This is a genomic window from Schumannella sp. GW821-FHT10F01 (assembly GCF_058809295.1).
In genome coordinates this window covers 87,512-102,900 of the sequence record NZ_JBXASM010000008.1, presented here as the reverse complement: position 1 = coordinate 102,900, position 15,389 = coordinate 87,512, and the positions used below count along the sequence as shown (strand labels likewise).

The 15,389-nt window shown below is 75.4% G+C and carries 14 protein-coding genes; 9 read left to right on the top strand and 5 right to left on the bottom strand.

Annotation, left to right across the window (positions count from 1 at the left end):
- Positions 1-43: 43 nt before the first annotated feature.
- Both AC1RSJ_RS10805 and AC1RSJ_RS10800 read right to left on the bottom strand, forming a co-directional pair.
- The gene (locus tag AC1RSJ_RS10805) at positions 44-1,090 is read right to left on the bottom strand and encodes a nitronate monooxygenase (protein ID WP_493118385.1); all 1,047 of its coding nucleotides are present in this window, start codon (positions 1,088-1,090) and stop codon (positions 44-46) included.
- Entirely contained in the window at positions 1,087-3,189 is a 2,103-nt protein-coding gene (locus AC1RSJ_RS10800; RefSeq protein WP_493118384.1) for a hypothetical protein, read from the bottom strand. Before AC1RSJ_RS10800 ends, AC1RSJ_RS10805 begins: the two co-directional genes overlap by 4 nt.
- A gap of 218 nt (positions 3,190-3,407) precedes the next feature.
- Between AC1RSJ_RS10800 and AC1RSJ_RS10795 the strand changes: the two genes are divergently transcribed.
- The 6 genes from AC1RSJ_RS10795 to gap all read left to right on the top strand — a co-directional run bounded on the left by AC1RSJ_RS10795 (position 3,408) and on the right by gap (position 9,988).
- Positions 3,408-4,055 carry a TetR/AcrR family transcriptional regulator gene (locus AC1RSJ_RS10795; protein ID WP_493118383.1) on the top strand — a complete coding sequence of 216 codons (648 nt, stop codon included), beginning with the start codon at positions 3,408-3,410 and terminating at the stop codon, positions 4,053-4,055.
- A complete protein-coding gene (locus tag AC1RSJ_RS10790; protein ID WP_493118382.1) occupies positions 4,052-5,377 on the top strand; it encodes an MFS transporter in 1,326 nt (441 codons plus the stop codon). Before AC1RSJ_RS10795 ends, AC1RSJ_RS10790 begins: the two co-directional genes overlap by 4 nt.
- Positions 5,374-6,609 carry an alanine racemase gene (locus AC1RSJ_RS10785; protein ID WP_493118381.1) on the top strand — a complete coding sequence of 412 codons (1,236 nt, stop codon included), beginning with the start codon at positions 5,374-5,376 and terminating at the stop codon, positions 6,607-6,609. Before AC1RSJ_RS10790 ends, AC1RSJ_RS10785 begins: the two co-directional genes overlap by 4 nt.
- Positions 6,606-7,907 carry a D-arabinono-1,4-lactone oxidase gene (locus AC1RSJ_RS10780; RefSeq protein WP_493118380.1) on the top strand — a complete coding sequence of 434 codons (1,302 nt, stop codon included), beginning with the start codon at positions 6,606-6,608 and terminating at the stop codon, positions 7,905-7,907. The genes AC1RSJ_RS10785 and AC1RSJ_RS10780 overlap by 4 nt, the downstream gene beginning before the upstream one ends.
- Positions 7,908-7,915: 8 nt before the next feature.
- Positions 7,916-8,863, top strand: a complete 948-nt coding sequence (locus AC1RSJ_RS10775; RefSeq protein ID WP_493118379.1) for a GlxA family transcriptional regulator — start codon at positions 7,916-7,918, stop codon at positions 8,861-8,863.
- A gap of 129 nt (positions 8,864-8,992) precedes the next feature.
- Complete coding sequence (gene gap, locus AC1RSJ_RS10770) at positions 8,993-9,988, top strand: type I glyceraldehyde-3-phosphate dehydrogenase (protein ID WP_493118378.1); 996 nt, start codon at positions 8,993-8,995, stop codon at positions 9,986-9,988.
- Positions 9,989-10,016: 28 nt separating this feature from the next.
- Here gap and AC1RSJ_RS10765 read toward each other — a convergent pair whose 3' ends face one another.
- The gene (locus AC1RSJ_RS10765; RefSeq protein ID WP_493118377.1) at positions 10,017-10,544 is read right to left on the bottom strand and encodes an adenine phosphoribosyltransferase; all 528 of its coding nucleotides are present in this window, start codon (positions 10,542-10,544) and stop codon (positions 10,017-10,019) included.
- A gap of 22 nt (positions 10,545-10,566) precedes the next feature.
- Here AC1RSJ_RS10765 and AC1RSJ_RS10760 point away from each other — a divergent pair, with 22 nt between their 5' ends.
- The 3 genes from AC1RSJ_RS10760 to AC1RSJ_RS10750 are packed head-to-tail and all read left to right on the top strand — an operon-like array spanning position 10,567 to position 13,368.
- Complete coding sequence (locus AC1RSJ_RS10760) at positions 10,567-11,133, top strand: LemA family protein (protein ID WP_493118376.1); 567 nt, start codon at positions 10,567-10,569, stop codon at positions 11,131-11,133.
- A gap of 35 nt (positions 11,134-11,168) precedes the next feature.
- On the top strand, positions 11,169-12,068 hold the full coding sequence (locus AC1RSJ_RS10755; RefSeq protein ID WP_493118375.1) for a M48 family metalloprotease: 900 nt from the start codon (positions 11,169-11,171) through the stop codon (positions 12,066-12,068).
- A 55-nt stretch (positions 12,069-12,123) separates the two neighbouring features.
- Positions 12,124-13,368, top strand: coding sequence for a hypothetical protein (locus AC1RSJ_RS10750; RefSeq protein WP_493118374.1), 1,245 nt, complete (start codon positions 12,124-12,126; stop codon positions 13,366-13,368).
- A 6-nt stretch (positions 13,369-13,374) separates the two neighbouring features.
- On the opposite strand, the gene AC1RSJ_RS10745 is transcribed toward AC1RSJ_RS10750, so the two are convergent.
- Complete coding sequence (locus tag AC1RSJ_RS10745) at positions 13,375-14,610, bottom strand: winged helix-turn-helix domain-containing protein (RefSeq protein ID WP_493118373.1); 1,236 nt, start codon at positions 14,608-14,610, stop codon at positions 13,375-13,377.
- A gap of 44 nt (positions 14,611-14,654) precedes the next feature.
- Positions 14,655-15,335, bottom strand: coding sequence for a phosphonatase-like hydrolase (locus AC1RSJ_RS10740; RefSeq protein ID WP_493118372.1), 681 nt, complete (start codon positions 15,333-15,335; stop codon positions 14,655-14,657).
- Positions 15,336-15,389: the final 54 nt, after the last annotated feature.

Here is a 15,389-nt window from a genome sequence, read left to right as displayed (position 1 = left end):
GGCTGGCGCACCTCCTCAGCCGGCGAGTGCGTGGCGGTGTCGCTCAGGGCGCGAGCTCGTGCAGCAGCTCCGCCGCCGGTCCGGTGCGACCGTCGCGCCAGGCCGTCCCGGCCCAGAGGTGCACGAGGTCGGGCTCGCCGGCTGCCGCGGCGGCCGCACGCAGCGGCCGCGTCAGGTGGTGGATGGCGGGGTAGCCGATCGGCGGACGGCCGAGCGGCCCGGGGTCGAGCAGGCCCGCCAGGCGGTTCCGCAGCGCGCGGGCGGGTCGCCCGGTGAAGCCCGCGGTCACCACGCTCTCGTCGAAGCGCGGGTCGTCGAGCGCGGCTCGGTGGGCGGCCGAGGTGCCGGCCTCGTCCGCTCGGAGCAGGGCGGTGCCGACGGCGACGGCCGCGGCGCCGGCCTCGAGCGCCGCCACGACGGCGGACCGCGAGCCGACCCCGCCGGCGGCGATCACCGGCATCCCGAGCCGCGACGCCGCCGCGACGAGCTCGGCGAGCGACCCGGATGCCGTCGCGTCACCCGGGCTCAGCGTGCCGGAGTGCCCGCCCGCGTCGGCGGTCTGCACGACGAGCAGGTCGACGCCCGCGTCCGCCGCGCGAGCCGCCTCGGCATCCGTCGTGACCGTCTGGCCGAGCACCGCGCCCGCGGCCCGCAGCGCCGCGAGGTCGCGGGCGGGCGGGATGCCGAACGTGAAGGTCACGAGCTCGGGACGCAGCGCCGTGAGGGCCGCGATCTTCGCGTCCCAGCCGTCGTCGTCCTCGATCGGCGCGGCCGGCAGCTCCACGCCGAGCCTCGCGGCCTCGGGCTCGAGCAGCCGGCGCACGGCGTCGTACGCCGTCCGGTCGACCGGCAGCGGGCTCGGCGCGAACAGGTTGACGGCCACCGGCGCGCCGCCGGCCCGCACCTCCTCGGCCTGCGCGACCAGGTCGTCCGCCGTGCGGTAGCCGCCCGCGAGCACGCCGAGCGATCCGGCGCGCGCCGCGGCGAGCACGAGGGAGGGCGTCGTCGGACCGCCGGCCATCGGCGCGGCGAGCACCGGGATCCCCAGCTCGAGCCCGGCGACGACGAGCGCTCCGCCGCGACCGATCATCGCCCCGCCAGCGCCGGCTCGACGTAGCGGATCCACGCCCACACGCCGACGCAGACCGCGGCGACGGCGAGCGCGCCGAGCAGGGCCCCCGCGACCGGGAACGCGCCCTGCGCCAGGGCCACGGTCGCGACCGCGACCGCCGGCACGGCGAGCCCGATCCAGGCCCACCGCGACCACTCGAACACCGCCCGACCGGGCAGCGGGCCGACGGGCACGAGCAGCACGACCACCGAGCCGAGCCCGGCGATCGCGACGGCGGCGAGCACCTCGCTCAGCCCGGCGCCCCAGAACCCCTCGGCGGCGCCGACCGCACCGTGCCCGATCCAGCCGAGCACGCCGAGCGCGAGCAGCGTGCCGAGCTGGGCGAGCTGCACGAGGGCGCCGGTCCGCGTCGCCACGCGCGCACCGGTCGCCGTGCCGGCGGCGGAGGCGAGCACCACTCCGACGAGCAGCGGCGGCTCGATTCCCGCGAGGCGGGAGGCCAGCGCGCCGACGGCGCCGGCGAGGAGGAGCAGGGGCACGGAGCGGAGCGCCGTCAGGACCCCCTCCGATCGCGCCGCGAGCGCCCCCGCGAGCACGACGCCGACGGCGTTGAGGGCGGCGAGGGCGAGCAGGATCGCGAGCAGCAGCCGGGCGTAGCGCGGCTGACCCTGCACGCCGAACGCGAGCGCCGCGATGACCCCGGCGGCGAGCAGCGACAGCGCGAGCGGGGCGAGCCGCGACACCCAGGCGGGCGGGCCGTCGCCGTCGCCGGTCGCGGTGAGACCCGGCGCGAGTCCGGGGACGCGCGGGCGGTTCCGGCCGGTCAGGCTCGGCAGCCGGATGGCGAGCCGGCCGCGCAGCGCGCCGGCGAGCAGGCGGAGCGGCAGGGCGACGAGCAGCACGAACCCCGCGGCGACCGTCAGGCCGAGCAGCCAGGGCGCCGCGGCCGCGACGCCGACCGCGCTCGCGAGCTGCGAGCCGAAGCCGGTGGGAGCGCCCCAGCCCCCGGCCGGGCCTCCGGTGCCGTCGGCACCGCCGCCCCCCAGGCCTCCCGAGCCGTCACCGGATCCGCCGCCCGAGCCGCCGGATCCGGGTCCCGAGCCGCGCGGACCGGGCGTCGGCGAGCCGTCGCCGGGGCTCGGCGCCGTGGTGCCGGGCGCGGAGGGTCTGCCGCTCGGCGGCGCGCTGCCGCCGGCGGCCGCGATCACGACCTCCACGGGCGCGCTCGGCGCGGAGAAGTTGCCGGCCGCGTCGCGGAGCACGGCCTGCACCTGCACCGTGCCGTCGTCGATCGGGGTGGAGCTGCGGCAGCTCCAGGCGCCCCCGGCGACGGTCGTCGAGCAGACCAGCACCCCGTTCGCGTAGACGTCGACGTGCGCGCCCTCCTCCCCGGTGCCGGCCGCGGCGATCGCGCCGTCGGCGATGCGGGTGCCGGCCGCGGGCGAGGTGACGACCGGGGCCGCGGGCAGCGTCCGGTCGATCGACACGCGCCGCGCGGCGCTCTCCGGCGACGCCTGCTCGGGGTGGCCGGGCGCCGACTGCCGTGCCGTGACGAGCCAGTCGCCCTCGCCGAGGTCGGTGCTGCAGCGCCAGCTGCCGTCCGCGCCGACGGCCGGGCAGGCCATGGAGTCGGCCGGGCCGCCGCCGACCGGCGTGTACGAGAGCCGGAGCTCGGCCTGCGGGTAGCCCGTGCCGACGACGTCGCCCGACGAGCGGATCGGGTCGGCTCCGGTGATCGCCGGGGCGCCGAGCACCCGGAGCGTGATCGAGACCGATGACCCCGGCGCGGGGGAGGGCGTCGGGGTCGGAGACGCTGTCGCCCCGGATCCAGAGGTCTGCGTCGCGGTCACCGTGACCGACCCGCTCGGCAGCGTCGCGTCGCAATCCCAGGTGCCGCCGGCGACCGAGGCCGAGCATCCGACGCCGCCCGGCACGTCGACGCGGATCGCCGCGCCTTCCTCGCCCGTTCCGGCGAGGCGCGCGGCGCTGCCGGAGACGAACGCGCCATCGGCGGGGGAGGTGATCGCGAGGTCGGCGGCGGAGGCCGGCGCGGCGACGGCGAGCGCGCCCGCGATCGCGAGCGCGGCGCCCGCGGCGGCGAGGAGCGCGGCGCGCATCCGGGCAGGGGAGGGCACGGCCGTCCCGGTCCGGGACGAGCCCCTCTCTCGCCGGTCGGTATCGATCACCCGGTATCCATCCCACCCGGCCGGGGCCCGGAAGTCCAACCGGACACTCCGTGCTCCCGGTTCTTGATCGGCTGACGCCCATCTGGGACAGTTGTCCCGATCTCGGCATCGGACCGCGCGGCGGCGCTCCCGCCCAGGAAGGAGACGTCGTGCGACTCCCCACCGGGCAGCGCCGCGAGCTCCTCATCGCCGCGGCCCTCCGCGTCATCTCGAGGTCCGGCCTCGCGGCCGCCACGACCCGCGCCATCAGCGCCGAGGCGGGCATGCCGCTCGCCGCCTTCCACCGCGTGTTCGCGTCGCGCGACGAGCTGCTGCGCGAGACGGTCGCGCACGTGGTCGCCGAGGAGGGCGATGCGACGTTCCTGTCGCTGCTCGAGGAGTCGAGCGACCTGCACGCCGCGGTCCGCACGGCGTTCACCGGCTATCTCGACCTGGTGCGGCGCGATCCCGGCCGGGAGCAGGGCATGTTCGAGCTCACGCAGCATGCGCTCCGCACGCCCGGGCTCTCCGATCTCCCGCGCAGCCAGTACGCGAAGTACCACGAGCTCGCGCGCGAGCTGCTGCGCATCGGCGCCCGGCGGTTCGGCGTGGTCTGGGACGCGCCGGAGGACCGGCTGGCCCGGCTGCTGACCGTCCTGTCGGACGGCATCACGCTCGCCTGGCTCGCCGACCGCGACGACGAGCGCGCCGCCGAGAACATCGCCCTGGCGGCGGACGCGATGACCGCCCACGCCCGGATGGCCGATCCGGCAGCGCGCCGCCCCGCGCCGCTCGCCGCCGGTCCGGTCGCCGGATGACCGCGGCGCCTCCCGGGCCGACCGCGCCCGGCGCGGTGCCGGGCTCCACGGCGAGCTCCGCCTCCGGTGCGCCCGCGGGTCCGCCCGACGCGCTCGCCGAGCCGGCGCGCCCGGTCGGCGCCACCTGGCTCGCCGCCTTCGCCGCGGCCTGGCTCGGCGTCTGGATGGCGCAGCTCGGCCCGTACCAGGCGCTGCTCCCGCTGCAGGTCGAGGGCGTCGTCGGGTCGGCGGACTGGACCCGCTCCGTCGTCGCATTCGGCGTGATCTCCGGCGTGGCGGGCGTCTGCGCGGCGATCGCCTTCCCGCTCACCGGGGCGCTGAGCGACCGCACCACCTCGCGCTTCGGCCGCCGGCGGCCGTGGATCGCGGCCGGCGCGCTCGTCTTCGCGGCCGCCCTGCTCTCGCTCGGTCCGCAGACCACGCTGCTCGGCATGGGCATCGCCTGGTCGGCCGCGATCGTCGGGTTCTGCGTGCTCACCTCGGCCCTCACGGCGACGATCTCCGACCGGGTGCCGGTGCGCCAGCGCGGGCTCGTCTCCGGACTGGTGTCCGCGCCGCAGGCCCTCGGCACGATCCTCGCGATCGTGCTCGTGACCGTCCTGATCCCGGGGCGGGTGGGCGGCTATACGGCGCTCGCGGCACTGCTGCTGGTGCTCGTCATCCCGTTCCTCCGGATGCCGGACGCCGTCCTCCGGCTCGAGGACCGGCCGCCGCTGACGCTCCGGTCGATCGTCGCGGGCCTGTGGATCCCGCCGCGCGCGCACCCGGACTTCGCCTGGACCCTCGCCGGCCGGGTGCTCGTCAACGTCGGGAACGCGCTCGGCACCGGCCTGCTGCTCTACTTCCTCGAGTTCGGGCTGCGGCTGCCGGACGCGGAGGACGCGCTGCTGCTGCTGTCGCTCGTCTACATGGTGTTCGTGCTCGCGGCGGCGCTCGTGCTCGGCCGGATAAGCGACCGGGTCGGCCGCCGCAAGCCCTTCGTCGTGCTGTCGTCCGTGCTCGTCGGCGCGGCGGCGCTGCTGCTCGCGGCCGTGCCGACCCTCCCGGCCGCGATCGTCGGCGGCGCGCTGCTCGGCCTCGGCTACGGCTGCTTCCTCGCCGTCGACCAGGCGCTCGCCACCCAGGTGCTGCCCGAGGCGGCGGACCGCGGCAAGGACCTCGGCATCATGAACATCGCGACGGCCGTGCCGCAGGCCCTCGCGCCCCTGATCGGCGCGCTCGTCGTGGCCGCGTTCGGCGGGTTCGCCGGGCTGTTCGTGCTCGCCGCGGTCGCTGCCGTCGCCGGGGCGCTCTGCGTGCTCGGCGTGAAGGGGGTGCGATGACCGTCCCCGTCGTCCGGCTGCCGCTGCCGCGCCCCGATGCCGCCCCCTGGCACGACCCCGCCGCCTGGTGGCCCGCGCTCGACGCTGCCACCGCGCGGCTCGATCCGCCGTTCGGGGTGCTCGCCGCCGACGCGCTCGCCGCGAACGCCCACGGGCTGCTCGACCGCGCCGACGGGCTGCCCATCCGGGTCGCCTCGAAGTCGGTGCGGGTGCGCGGCGTGCTCGAGGCGGTGCTCGCGCTGCCGGGCTACGCGGGCATCCTCGCCTACACGCTGCCGGAGGCGCTCTGGCTCGCGGAGACCTGGGACGACGTGGTCGTCGGCTACCCGACCGCGCACCGCGGCGCGCTCCGCCGGCTCGCGGCGGACGAGGCGCTCGCGTCGCGCGTGACGATCATGGTCGACGACGCCGCGCAGCTGGACCTCGTCGACGCGGTCACCGCGCCCGGCTCGCGAGCGGAGATCCGCGTCGCGATCGAGCTCGACGCGTCGTTCCGGCATCCGCTGCTGGGCCATCTCGGCGTGCGACGCTCGCCGGTGCACGAGCCGGGGCAGGCCGCGGCGCTCGCCGCCGAGGTGGAGCGCCGCCCGGGCTTCCGGCTCGTCGGGATGATGGCGTACGAGGCGCAGATCGCCGGCGTCGTCAACGCCGGCGCGGCGAACGCGCCCGTGCGCGCCATGCAGCGCGCGAGCGCGGCCGAGCTCGCCGACCGGCGCTCGGCGGCCGTCGCGGCGGTGTCCGCCATCCGCCCGCTCGAGTTCGTCAACGGCGGCGGCACCGGCTCGATCGAGTCCACGCACGCGGACGCCTCGGTCACCGAGGTCGCGGCGGGATCGGGGCTGTTCGGCCCGCACCTGTTCGACGGCTACGTGCAGTTCCGCCCGGCGCCGGCCGCGGCGTTCGCGCTGCCGGTCGTCCGTCGTCCCGCCGACGACATCGCCACGCTGCTCGGCGGGGGCTGGATCGCCTCCGGTCCGCCCGCGGCCGACCGGCTGCCGCGCGTGGTCTGGCCGGAGGGGCTGCGGATGCTGCCCCGCGAGGCCGCCGGGGAGGTGCAGACCCCGCTGCAGGGACCCGCGGCCCGCGGCCTCCGCGTCGGCGACCGGGTCTGGCTGCGCCACACCAAGGCGGGCGAGCTCAGCGAGCATCTCGACGCGCTCGCGGTCGTGCGCGATGGGGAGGTCGTGGACGAGCTGCCGACCTACCGCGGCGAGGGGCGGACCTTCCTGTGAGCCGCTGGCGCAACTGGGCGCGCACGGTCGACGCGCGTCCCGCGGTGATCGCCCTCCCGTCGACGACCGCGGGGCTCCAGGACGTGGTTCGCCGCGCGCGGGGACGCGGGCTGCCGGTCAAGGCGGTCGGCGCGGGGCACTCCTTCACCGCGATCGCCGAGGCCCCGGGCGTGCTCGTCGACCTCGAGCGGATGCGCGGGCTGCTCGGCGTCGACGCCGCGACGGGCCGGGCGCGCTTCGCCGCCGGCACGCGGCTCTGGGAGGTGCCGGCGCTGCTCGAGCCGCACGGCCTCGCCATGGAGAACCTCGGCGACATCGACCGGCAGACGCTCGCCGGCGCGACGAGCACCGGCACGCACGGCACCGGCCTGCGCTTCGGCGGGCTCGCGGCGCGCATCACCGGGGTCGTGCTCGTGACCGCGGACGGCGGCGTGCTGCGCGTCGCCGCCGACGAGCGCCCCGAGCTGCTGCCGGCCGTGCGTCTCGGCCTCGGTGCGCTCGGCGTGCTGGCGGAGATCGAGCTGCAGTGCGTGCCCGCGTTCCTGCTCCGCGCCGTCGAGGCGCCCGAGCCCTGGGATCTGGTGCTCGACGAGCTCGACGACCGCGCCCGAGCCGCGGACCACTTCGAGTTCTACTGGTGGCCGCACACCGACCGCGTCATGACGAAGACGAACACGCGGCTGCCGCTCGAGACCGGCGCCCGCCCGCTCGGCCGCGTCGCGGAGTGGCTCGAGGACACGGTGCTCGCGAACGCGGGCCTCGATGCGGCGTGCGCGGTCGGCCGCGTCGCCCCGGCCCTGACGCCGCGCATCAACCGGCTCGCGACGCGCGCGTACGGGCACCGCGAGTACGTCGATGCCGCACACCGCGTGTTCGTGCACCGGCGCACGGCGCGATTCCGGGAGTGCGAGTACGCGGTGCCGCGGGCGGCGCTGCCGGGGGCCCTCCGAGCGCTGCGCGCGCTCATCGACGACCGCGGCTGGCGCGTCTCCTTCCCGGTGGAGGTGCGGGTCGCTGCGGCAGACGAGAACTGGCTCTCGACGGCGTACGGGCGCGAGTCCGGCTACATCGCCGTGCACCGCCACCTGCTCGACGACCCGGAGCCGTACTTCGGCGAGGCCGATGCGCTCCTGCGCTCGTTCGACGGCCGCCCGCACTGGGGCAAGCTGCACCGGCAGGACGCGGCGAGCCTCGCGGAGCGCTACCCGCGGTTCGGCGACTTCCTCGCCGTGCGCGACCGGCTCGATCCGGACCGCGTGTTCGCGAACCCCTACCTCGACCGCGTGCTCGGCGCGTGAGCATCGCCATGACCGCGCCGATCCATCGCGTGGCGGTGCTCGTGCTCGACGGCGCGAAGCCGCTCGATGTGGGCATCCCGACCCAGGTGCTGGCGAACCGCCCGAGCATGCCCTACGCCGTTCGGGTGTGCGGCGCGGCGCCAGGCCTCGTAGCGGGCGGCGACGGGCTGTCGTACTCCGTCGCCGAGGGCCTCGAGGCGGTCGACGAGGCCGACACGGTGTTCGTTCCCGGCTACCGCGAGCCGGCGACCACGCGACCGCCGGAGCCCGTGATCGCCGCGCTGCGCCGTGCGCACGAGCGCGGCGCGCGACTCGCGGCGATCTCGACGGGCGCGTTCGCCCTCGCCGCGACGGGGCTGCTCGACGGGCGGCGCGCCACGACGCACTGGCATTACACGCGTGCCCTGCAGGAGCGGCATCCCTCGATCCGCGTCGACGAGCACGTGCTGTTCGTCGACGAGGGCGACGTGCTCACCTCGGCCGGCGCGGCCTCGGGCATCGACCTCTGCCTCCATCTCGTGCGACGCGATCACGGAGTCGCGCTCTCGAACCACGTCGCACGACGCCTCGTCGCGGCGCCGTACCGCAGCGGCGGCCAGGCGCAGTACGTGCCCCGCACGCTGCCGGAGCCGCTCGGGGACCTCTTCGCCGGCACGCGCGAGTGGGCGCTGGCCCATCTCGGGGAGCCGATCGGGCTCGCGGCGCTCGCACGGGAGGCGCGGGTGTCGCCGCGCACGTTCTCGCGGCGCTTCGCCGACGACACCGGGTACACACCCATGCAGTGGGTGCTGCGCGCCCGGGTCGACGCGGCCCGGGAGCTGCTCGAGCGCTCTGATCTCGGGGTGGAGCAGATCGCCGACCGGGTGGGGCTCGGCAGCGCCGCCAACCTCCGGCTCCACTTCCGGCGGATCCTCGGCACGTCGCCGACGGCGTACCGCAGGACCTTCTCCGCCTGACCGGACCGCTCGACCGGATCGGCCGTTCCCCCGACGATGGCGAGATCCTTGCGCCCGGTGTCGTCCACGCCACTGTCGCGGTCCGACGCGGCGGCCGACCATGGCCGTGAACCGTCGAAAGGACCCACCATGACCCGCATCGCCATCAACGGATTCGGCCGGATCGGCCGCAATACCCTCCGGGCGATCCTCGAGCGCGACGCCGACCTCGAAGTCGTCGCCGTGAACGACCTGACCGCACCCGCGACGCTCGGGCACCTGCTCGCCTACGACAGCTCGCTGGGCCGCCTCGGCCGCACGGTCGAGGTCGACGGCGACGCCCTCGTCGTCGACGGCCGCCGCATCCGGGTGCTCGCCGAGCGCGAGCCCGCCGACCTGCCCTGGGCCGAGCTCGGCATCGACGTCGTGCTCGAATCGACCGGCCGCTTCACGTCGGCGGAGGCCGCGGGCGCGCACCTGACCGCCGGCGCCCGACGGGTGCTGATCAGCGCACCCGCCGACGGGGCCGACGTGACGATCGCCTACGGCGTGAACAGCGACGCCTACGACCCGGCCGTGCACCGCATCGTCTCCAACGCCTCCTGCACCACGAACGCCCTCGCCCCGCTGGCGTCCGTGCTCGACGACCTCGCGGGCATCGAGCACGGCTTCATGACGACGGTGCACGCGTACACGCAGGAGCAGAACCTGCAGGACGGCCCGCACCGCGACCTCCGCCGCGCCCGCGCCGCCGCCGTGAACATCGTGCCCACCACCACGGGCGCCGCCAAGGCGATCGGGCTGGTGCTGCCCCGGCTCGAGGGCCGGCTGTCCGGCGACTCGATCCGCGTGCCCGTGCCGGTCGGCTCGATCGTCGAGCTGAACACGACGGTCGAGCGCGTCGTGACGCGCGAGGAGGTGCTCGCGGCCTATCGGGCGGCGGCCGACGGCCCGCTCCACGGCGTCCTCGCGTACAGCGACGCCCCGCTCGTCTCGAGCGACATCACCGGAGACCCGGCCTCGTCGATCTTCGATGCGGCGCTGACCCGGGTCGACGGACGGCACGTCAAGGTGGTCGCCTGGTACGACAACGAGTGGGGCTTCTCGAACCGCGTCGTCGACTCGCTGCTGCTGCTCGGCCGCTAGGCCGCTCGCGACCTGCCGGTGCGAGCGCTCAGTCGATCGACGTCAGCGCCCGCACAGGCACGTCCGGCAGTCTCGACCGGCCGCCGAGCGCGACGAGCTCGATCGCGACCGCGACGCCGGCGACCTCGAGGCCGGCCTCGCGCAGCAGGTCGATGCTCGCCCGGAGCGTGCCGCCGGTGGCGAGCACGTCGTCGACGAGCAGCACCCGGGTGCCGGCCGGCGCGATGGCGGGGGAGACCTCGAGCGCGGCCGTGCCGTACTCGAGCGAGTACTCGCGGCGCAGCACCGGCGGCGGCAGCTTGCCGGCCTTGCGGATGAGCACCGCACCGCGACCGGTCGCGACGGCCGCCGCGGCCGCGAGCACGAAGCCCCGCGCCTCGACGCCGGCGATCGCGCCGACGCCCTCGTCCGCGTCGCCGACGAGCTCCTCCGCGACCACCCGGAGCGCCTCCGCATCCGCGAAGACGGGCGTCAGATCGCGGAACAGGATGCCCGGCTGGGGGAAGTCCGGGGTGATGGACGTCAGGCGTTCGAGGGCTTCCATGGCGGCAGACATGAGTCGACCGTACAATTCGGACATGGAATGGCTCATCCCCGTCGGCATCGTCGTCGTCCTCGTCGTCATCATCGGGATCTACCTCTGGTCCACCTACAACGGCCTGGTGACGCTGAACGTGCGCGTCGACGAGGCCTGGAGCGACATCACGGTGCAGCTCAAGCGCCGTGCCGACCTCATCCCGAACCTCATCGAGACGGTGAAGGGCTACGCCGCGCACGAGAAGCAGGTCTTCGAGAACGTGACGCAGGCGCGCGCCGAGACGGTCAACGCCTCGACGCCCGCGCAGGCGAGTGCGGCCGAGAACCACATGCAGTCGGCGCTGAAGAGCATCTTCGCCGTGGCCGAGGCGTACCCGCAGCTCCAGGCGAACCAGAACTTCCTGCAGCTGCAGGGCGAGCTGGTCGACACCGAGGACAAGATCCAGGCCTCGCGCCGGTTCTACAACGGCGGCGTGCGCGAGCTCAACACGAAGATCAAGATCTTCCCGAACACCCTCTTCGTGCGCGGGCTCGGCTTCTCCGAGCGCGAGTTCTTCGAGGTGGACGAGCCGGCCGCGATCAGCGAGCCGCCGCGCGTCCAGTTCTAGACGAGCTCCAAGTCAGGCGCCGGTAGGGTCGCGGCATGTACAGCGCGATCGCGAGGAACAAGCGCAACACGGTCCTGATCATCGCGCTGTTCATCATCATCGTCGGGGCGCTCGGCCTGCTCTGGGGATGGCTCGCTGACAGCTGGGCGATCCCGATCGTGGTGGTCGTCGTGGCGGTCGGCTACGCCGTCTTCCAGTACTTCCTCGCGGGGTCGGAGACGATCGCGATGGCCGGTGCTCGGCAGATCGAGAAGGCCGACAATCCGCGGCTGTACCGGATCGTCGAGAACCTCGCGATCACCGAGGGCCTGCCGATGCCGAAGGTGTTCATCATCGACGACCCGGCCCCGAACGCGTTCGCGACCGGGCGCGACCCGCAGCACGCGCTCGTCGCCGCGACGACCGGCATCCTGGAGCTCATGGACGATCGCGAGCTCGAGGGCGTGATGGCCCACGAGATGGGCCACGTCAAGAACTACGACATCCGCGTCTCGCTGATCGTGTTCGGGCTCGTCGTCGCGATCGGCCTCATCGCCGACGTGGCGCTGCGCATCATGTTCTTCACCGGCGGCGGCCGCAACCGCAGCGACAGCAACGGGGGAGGCCCGGCCGCGATCATCATGCTCGTGATCGGCCTGGTCGCCGCGCTGCTCGCCCCGCTCGTCGCCAGCGTCGTGCAGGCCGCGGTGTCGCGGCAGCGCGAGTACCTCGCCGACGCGACGGGCGCGCTCACCACGCGCGACCCCGAGGGCCTCGCGAGCGCGCTCGCGAAGCTCGGCCAGTACGGCCGTCCGGTGCGCCGCACGAACACGTCGATGTCGCACCTGTGGATCAGCGATCCCAACAAGCCCGGCGTCGTCGCGCGGCTGTTCTCCACCCACCCGCCGATCCAGGACCGCATCCAGCGCCTGCTCGAGAGCGCCACGAAGTTCTGACGCCCGGTCGCCGCGGCCGACCGGCTCCCGAAGTGAGCCGGTATCGTCTTCGGTGATGAGCCAGGTGCCTCCGCCTCGACCCGCCGCGTTCGACCCGCGTCCGCTGCTCGCCGACGTGAGCCGCGAGGAGGCACGGCGCTGGGCCGTCGGCTTCCGCGCCGCCCAGGGGCTGCCCGCCGGGGGCGGCGCCGGTCCGATCGTCGCGATCGTGTTCGGCGCCGTCCTGCTGGTCTTCCTGCTCATCGTCGCCGGCGGGGTCGCGCTCGCCTCCCGCGGCGGCGGCCTCGCGATCGCGATCGGCACCCTCGTCATCGCGGGCGGCGCCGTCGCGATCTCGGTGCCGACGTTCATCTCGGCCCGGCGCAACCGGGAGCGGCACTGGTACCGGATGGCCGGCTTCGCCGCCGCGAACGGCCTCGAGTACCGCGCGACCATCCCCGAGCCGCAGCTGCCCGGCATGATCTTCGGCCTCGGCGACAACCGGAAGACGGCGGATGCGCTGCGCGGCACGACTCCGCGCTTCGTCGAGTTCGGCGACTACTCGTACACGACGACGGAGTCGAACGGCGAGACCACCCGCACCGTCACGCACCGCTGGGGGTACGTGGCCATCCGGCTCGACGTGCCGCTGCCGAACATCGTGCTCGACGCGACCGGCAACAACGGCCTGTTCGGCGGCAGCAACCTGCCGGTGCGACCGTCCGGCCGGCAGCGGCTGAGCCTCGAGGGCGACTTCGACAAGTACTTCGCGCTGTACTGCCCGGAGGGCTACGAGACGGATGCGCTGTACCTCTTCACGCCCGACGTGATGGCGCGCTTCATCGACAACGCCGCTCTGCTCGACATCGAGATCGTCGACGACTGGCTGCTGCTCTACCGGCAGGGCGGGCTCGCGACCGAGGACCCGCAGACGTGGGCCTGGCTGTTCGGCGTCGTCGGCGTGCTGCTCGAGAAGCTGAGCCGCTGGGGACGCTGGCGCGACGACCGGCTCGCGGCCGCGGCCGCCGCCTCCGGCTGGACGCCGGGACCGGCCCCCGCCGCCGCGGCCGCACCGGCGCCGATCCCATCCGCGCCGGATCAGCGGCTGCCGTTCGCGGCGCCGACCCCGCCGGCGCCCTCGTCGATCGCGCCGCCGATGCCGCTGTCGCGACGGCCCATCGGCGTCGCCGAGCCCGGACGACGGCTCCGCCGCCGCTTCCCGGTCGCGGTCCTCGTCCTGCTCGGCATCGTCGTGCTCGGGTTCGTGCTCACGATCGGCGGCATCCTCGTCGCGTTCTTCGTGAGCCTGCTCGGCGGCTGACCCGCCTCAGGGTCCGGCGACGGCGGCGCGGTCGAGCAGCGGCGCTCCGAGCGCGCCCGCCAGGCGCGGCGCGAGGTCGCCCCAGCCGACGACCTCGATGCCCGTCTCGAGCCCCTGCCAGGCGGCGATCTCCCGCAGCAGCGGCACCACGCGCTGCTCCACCTCGGCCGGAGCGCCCGGCTCGGTCCAGGCGGACTGCACGCGCAGCACGCCGCGCTGCCGGTCGCTCTTGAGGTCGATGCGGCCGGCGAGCGACTCGTCCACCAGGAGCGGCTGCGTGTAGTAGCCGAAGCGGCGCGCGTGCTGCTTCAGGTAGATCTCGATCGTGTAGTCGAAGCCCCACAGCCGGCGTCCGCGGCTGCGCTCCCAGACGATCGGGTCGAACGGCGAGAGCAGCGCGGCCGTCTCGATGCGCCGCGGCACCACGGCATCCGGATCCGCGTAGGCGGGCTCCGCCCAGCCGTCGACGCGGAGCTCGCGCACCGCGCCGGCGTCGACGAGGTCGCGGAGCGCGGCCTTCGCGTCGGCGAGGTAGGGCAGCCGGTAGTAGTCCCGGATGTCGGCGGCGGTGCCGATCCCGAGGGCGACCACGGACCGGCGCACCAGCTCGCGCTCCGCCTCCTCCTTCGGCACGACGATGTCGAGCGCGCCCGGCGGCAGCACCTGGTCGGCGAGCCCGTAGCGGCGCTCGAAGCGCGTGCGCCCGGCCGAGAACACCTCGCCGCGCACGAACAGCGTCTCGAGGCCGTTCTTCACGTCGGACCAGCCCCACCAGGGGCCGGTGCGGCGGTTGCCCTCGTGCTCGATCTCGCTCGCGGTGGCCGGTCCCTTCTCGGCGAGCTCGGCCAGCAGCCAGTCCATCATCGGCCGGTTCGCGGCCTCCCACTCGGCCCAGTCCCGGCGCAGCGCGAGGCGCTCCATGCGGTGCCGCATGAGGGGCAGCATGCCGATCGGCAGCAGCGTCGCGGCGTGTCCCCAGTACTCGAAGTAGCGCGCCCGCGGTCCGGCGCCCTCGAACGCGAGCCGGTCGAGCAGCCCCTTGTCGTACGACCCGAGCCGGGCGAACACGGGCAGGTAGTGGCTGCGCTCGTAGACGTTGACGCTGTCGAGCTGGAGCAGCCCGAGCCGCTCCAGCAGCAGGTTCAGCTGGCGCGTGCCGACGACGGCCGGACGCGGTGCCGCGAAGCCCTGGGCGCCGAGCGCGAGCCGCCGGGCGCGCGCCAGGGAGATCGAGTCGGCCACGGTGCCGACCCTAGCGACGGGGGCCGACACGGCGTCCGGCCGGCTCAGGCGGTGAGCTCGGGGAGCCCCGGGATCTCGGCGACCGACCCGAGCACGTGGTCGTGCGGCACGGCCTCGAGCTCCGCGCGCGAGAGCGCCCCGCTCGTGACGCCGACGGCGAGGACGCCGGCGTTGCGGGCGGCCTCGAGGTCGACCACGGTGTCGCCCGCCGCGAGCACGCGGCGCACGTCGGCCACGCCCGTGCGCTCCATGGCGCGGTGGATCAGGAACGGCGCCGGCCGCCCGGACGGCACGTCGGAGGTCGTCACGACGGCGTCGAGCAGGCCGCCGTCGCCCACAGTCCAGCCGAGCGAGTCGAGCAGCGGCCGCGCGACGCCGTCGTCGAAGCCGGTGGTGAGGGCGATGCGCACGCCGCGGGCGCGCAGCTCGCGCAGCGCGTCCTCGACGCCCTCGAGCGCGACCGGCGGCTCGGCGGCGTAGGCGTCGGCGAGGATGGCGCGGAACCGCGCGAAGCCGGCGGCGACCTGCTCGGGGGCGGCGTCGCCCCCGCCGAGCCGGAGCAGCGCGGCGATCGCCTGCACCTTGTCGGTGCCCATCCAGGTCTGGAGGTCGGCGTCGGCGACGGTCGCGCCGGTCTCCTCCACGCTGCGGCGGAGCGCCGCGTACACCGAGCCGTGGTCGTCGATGGTGGTGCCGGCCATATCGAGGGCGACGAGGTCGATCATGCGGGGATGCTCGCCCCCGGCGACGACCGGACGGTGAATTCCCGGTGGACGGGA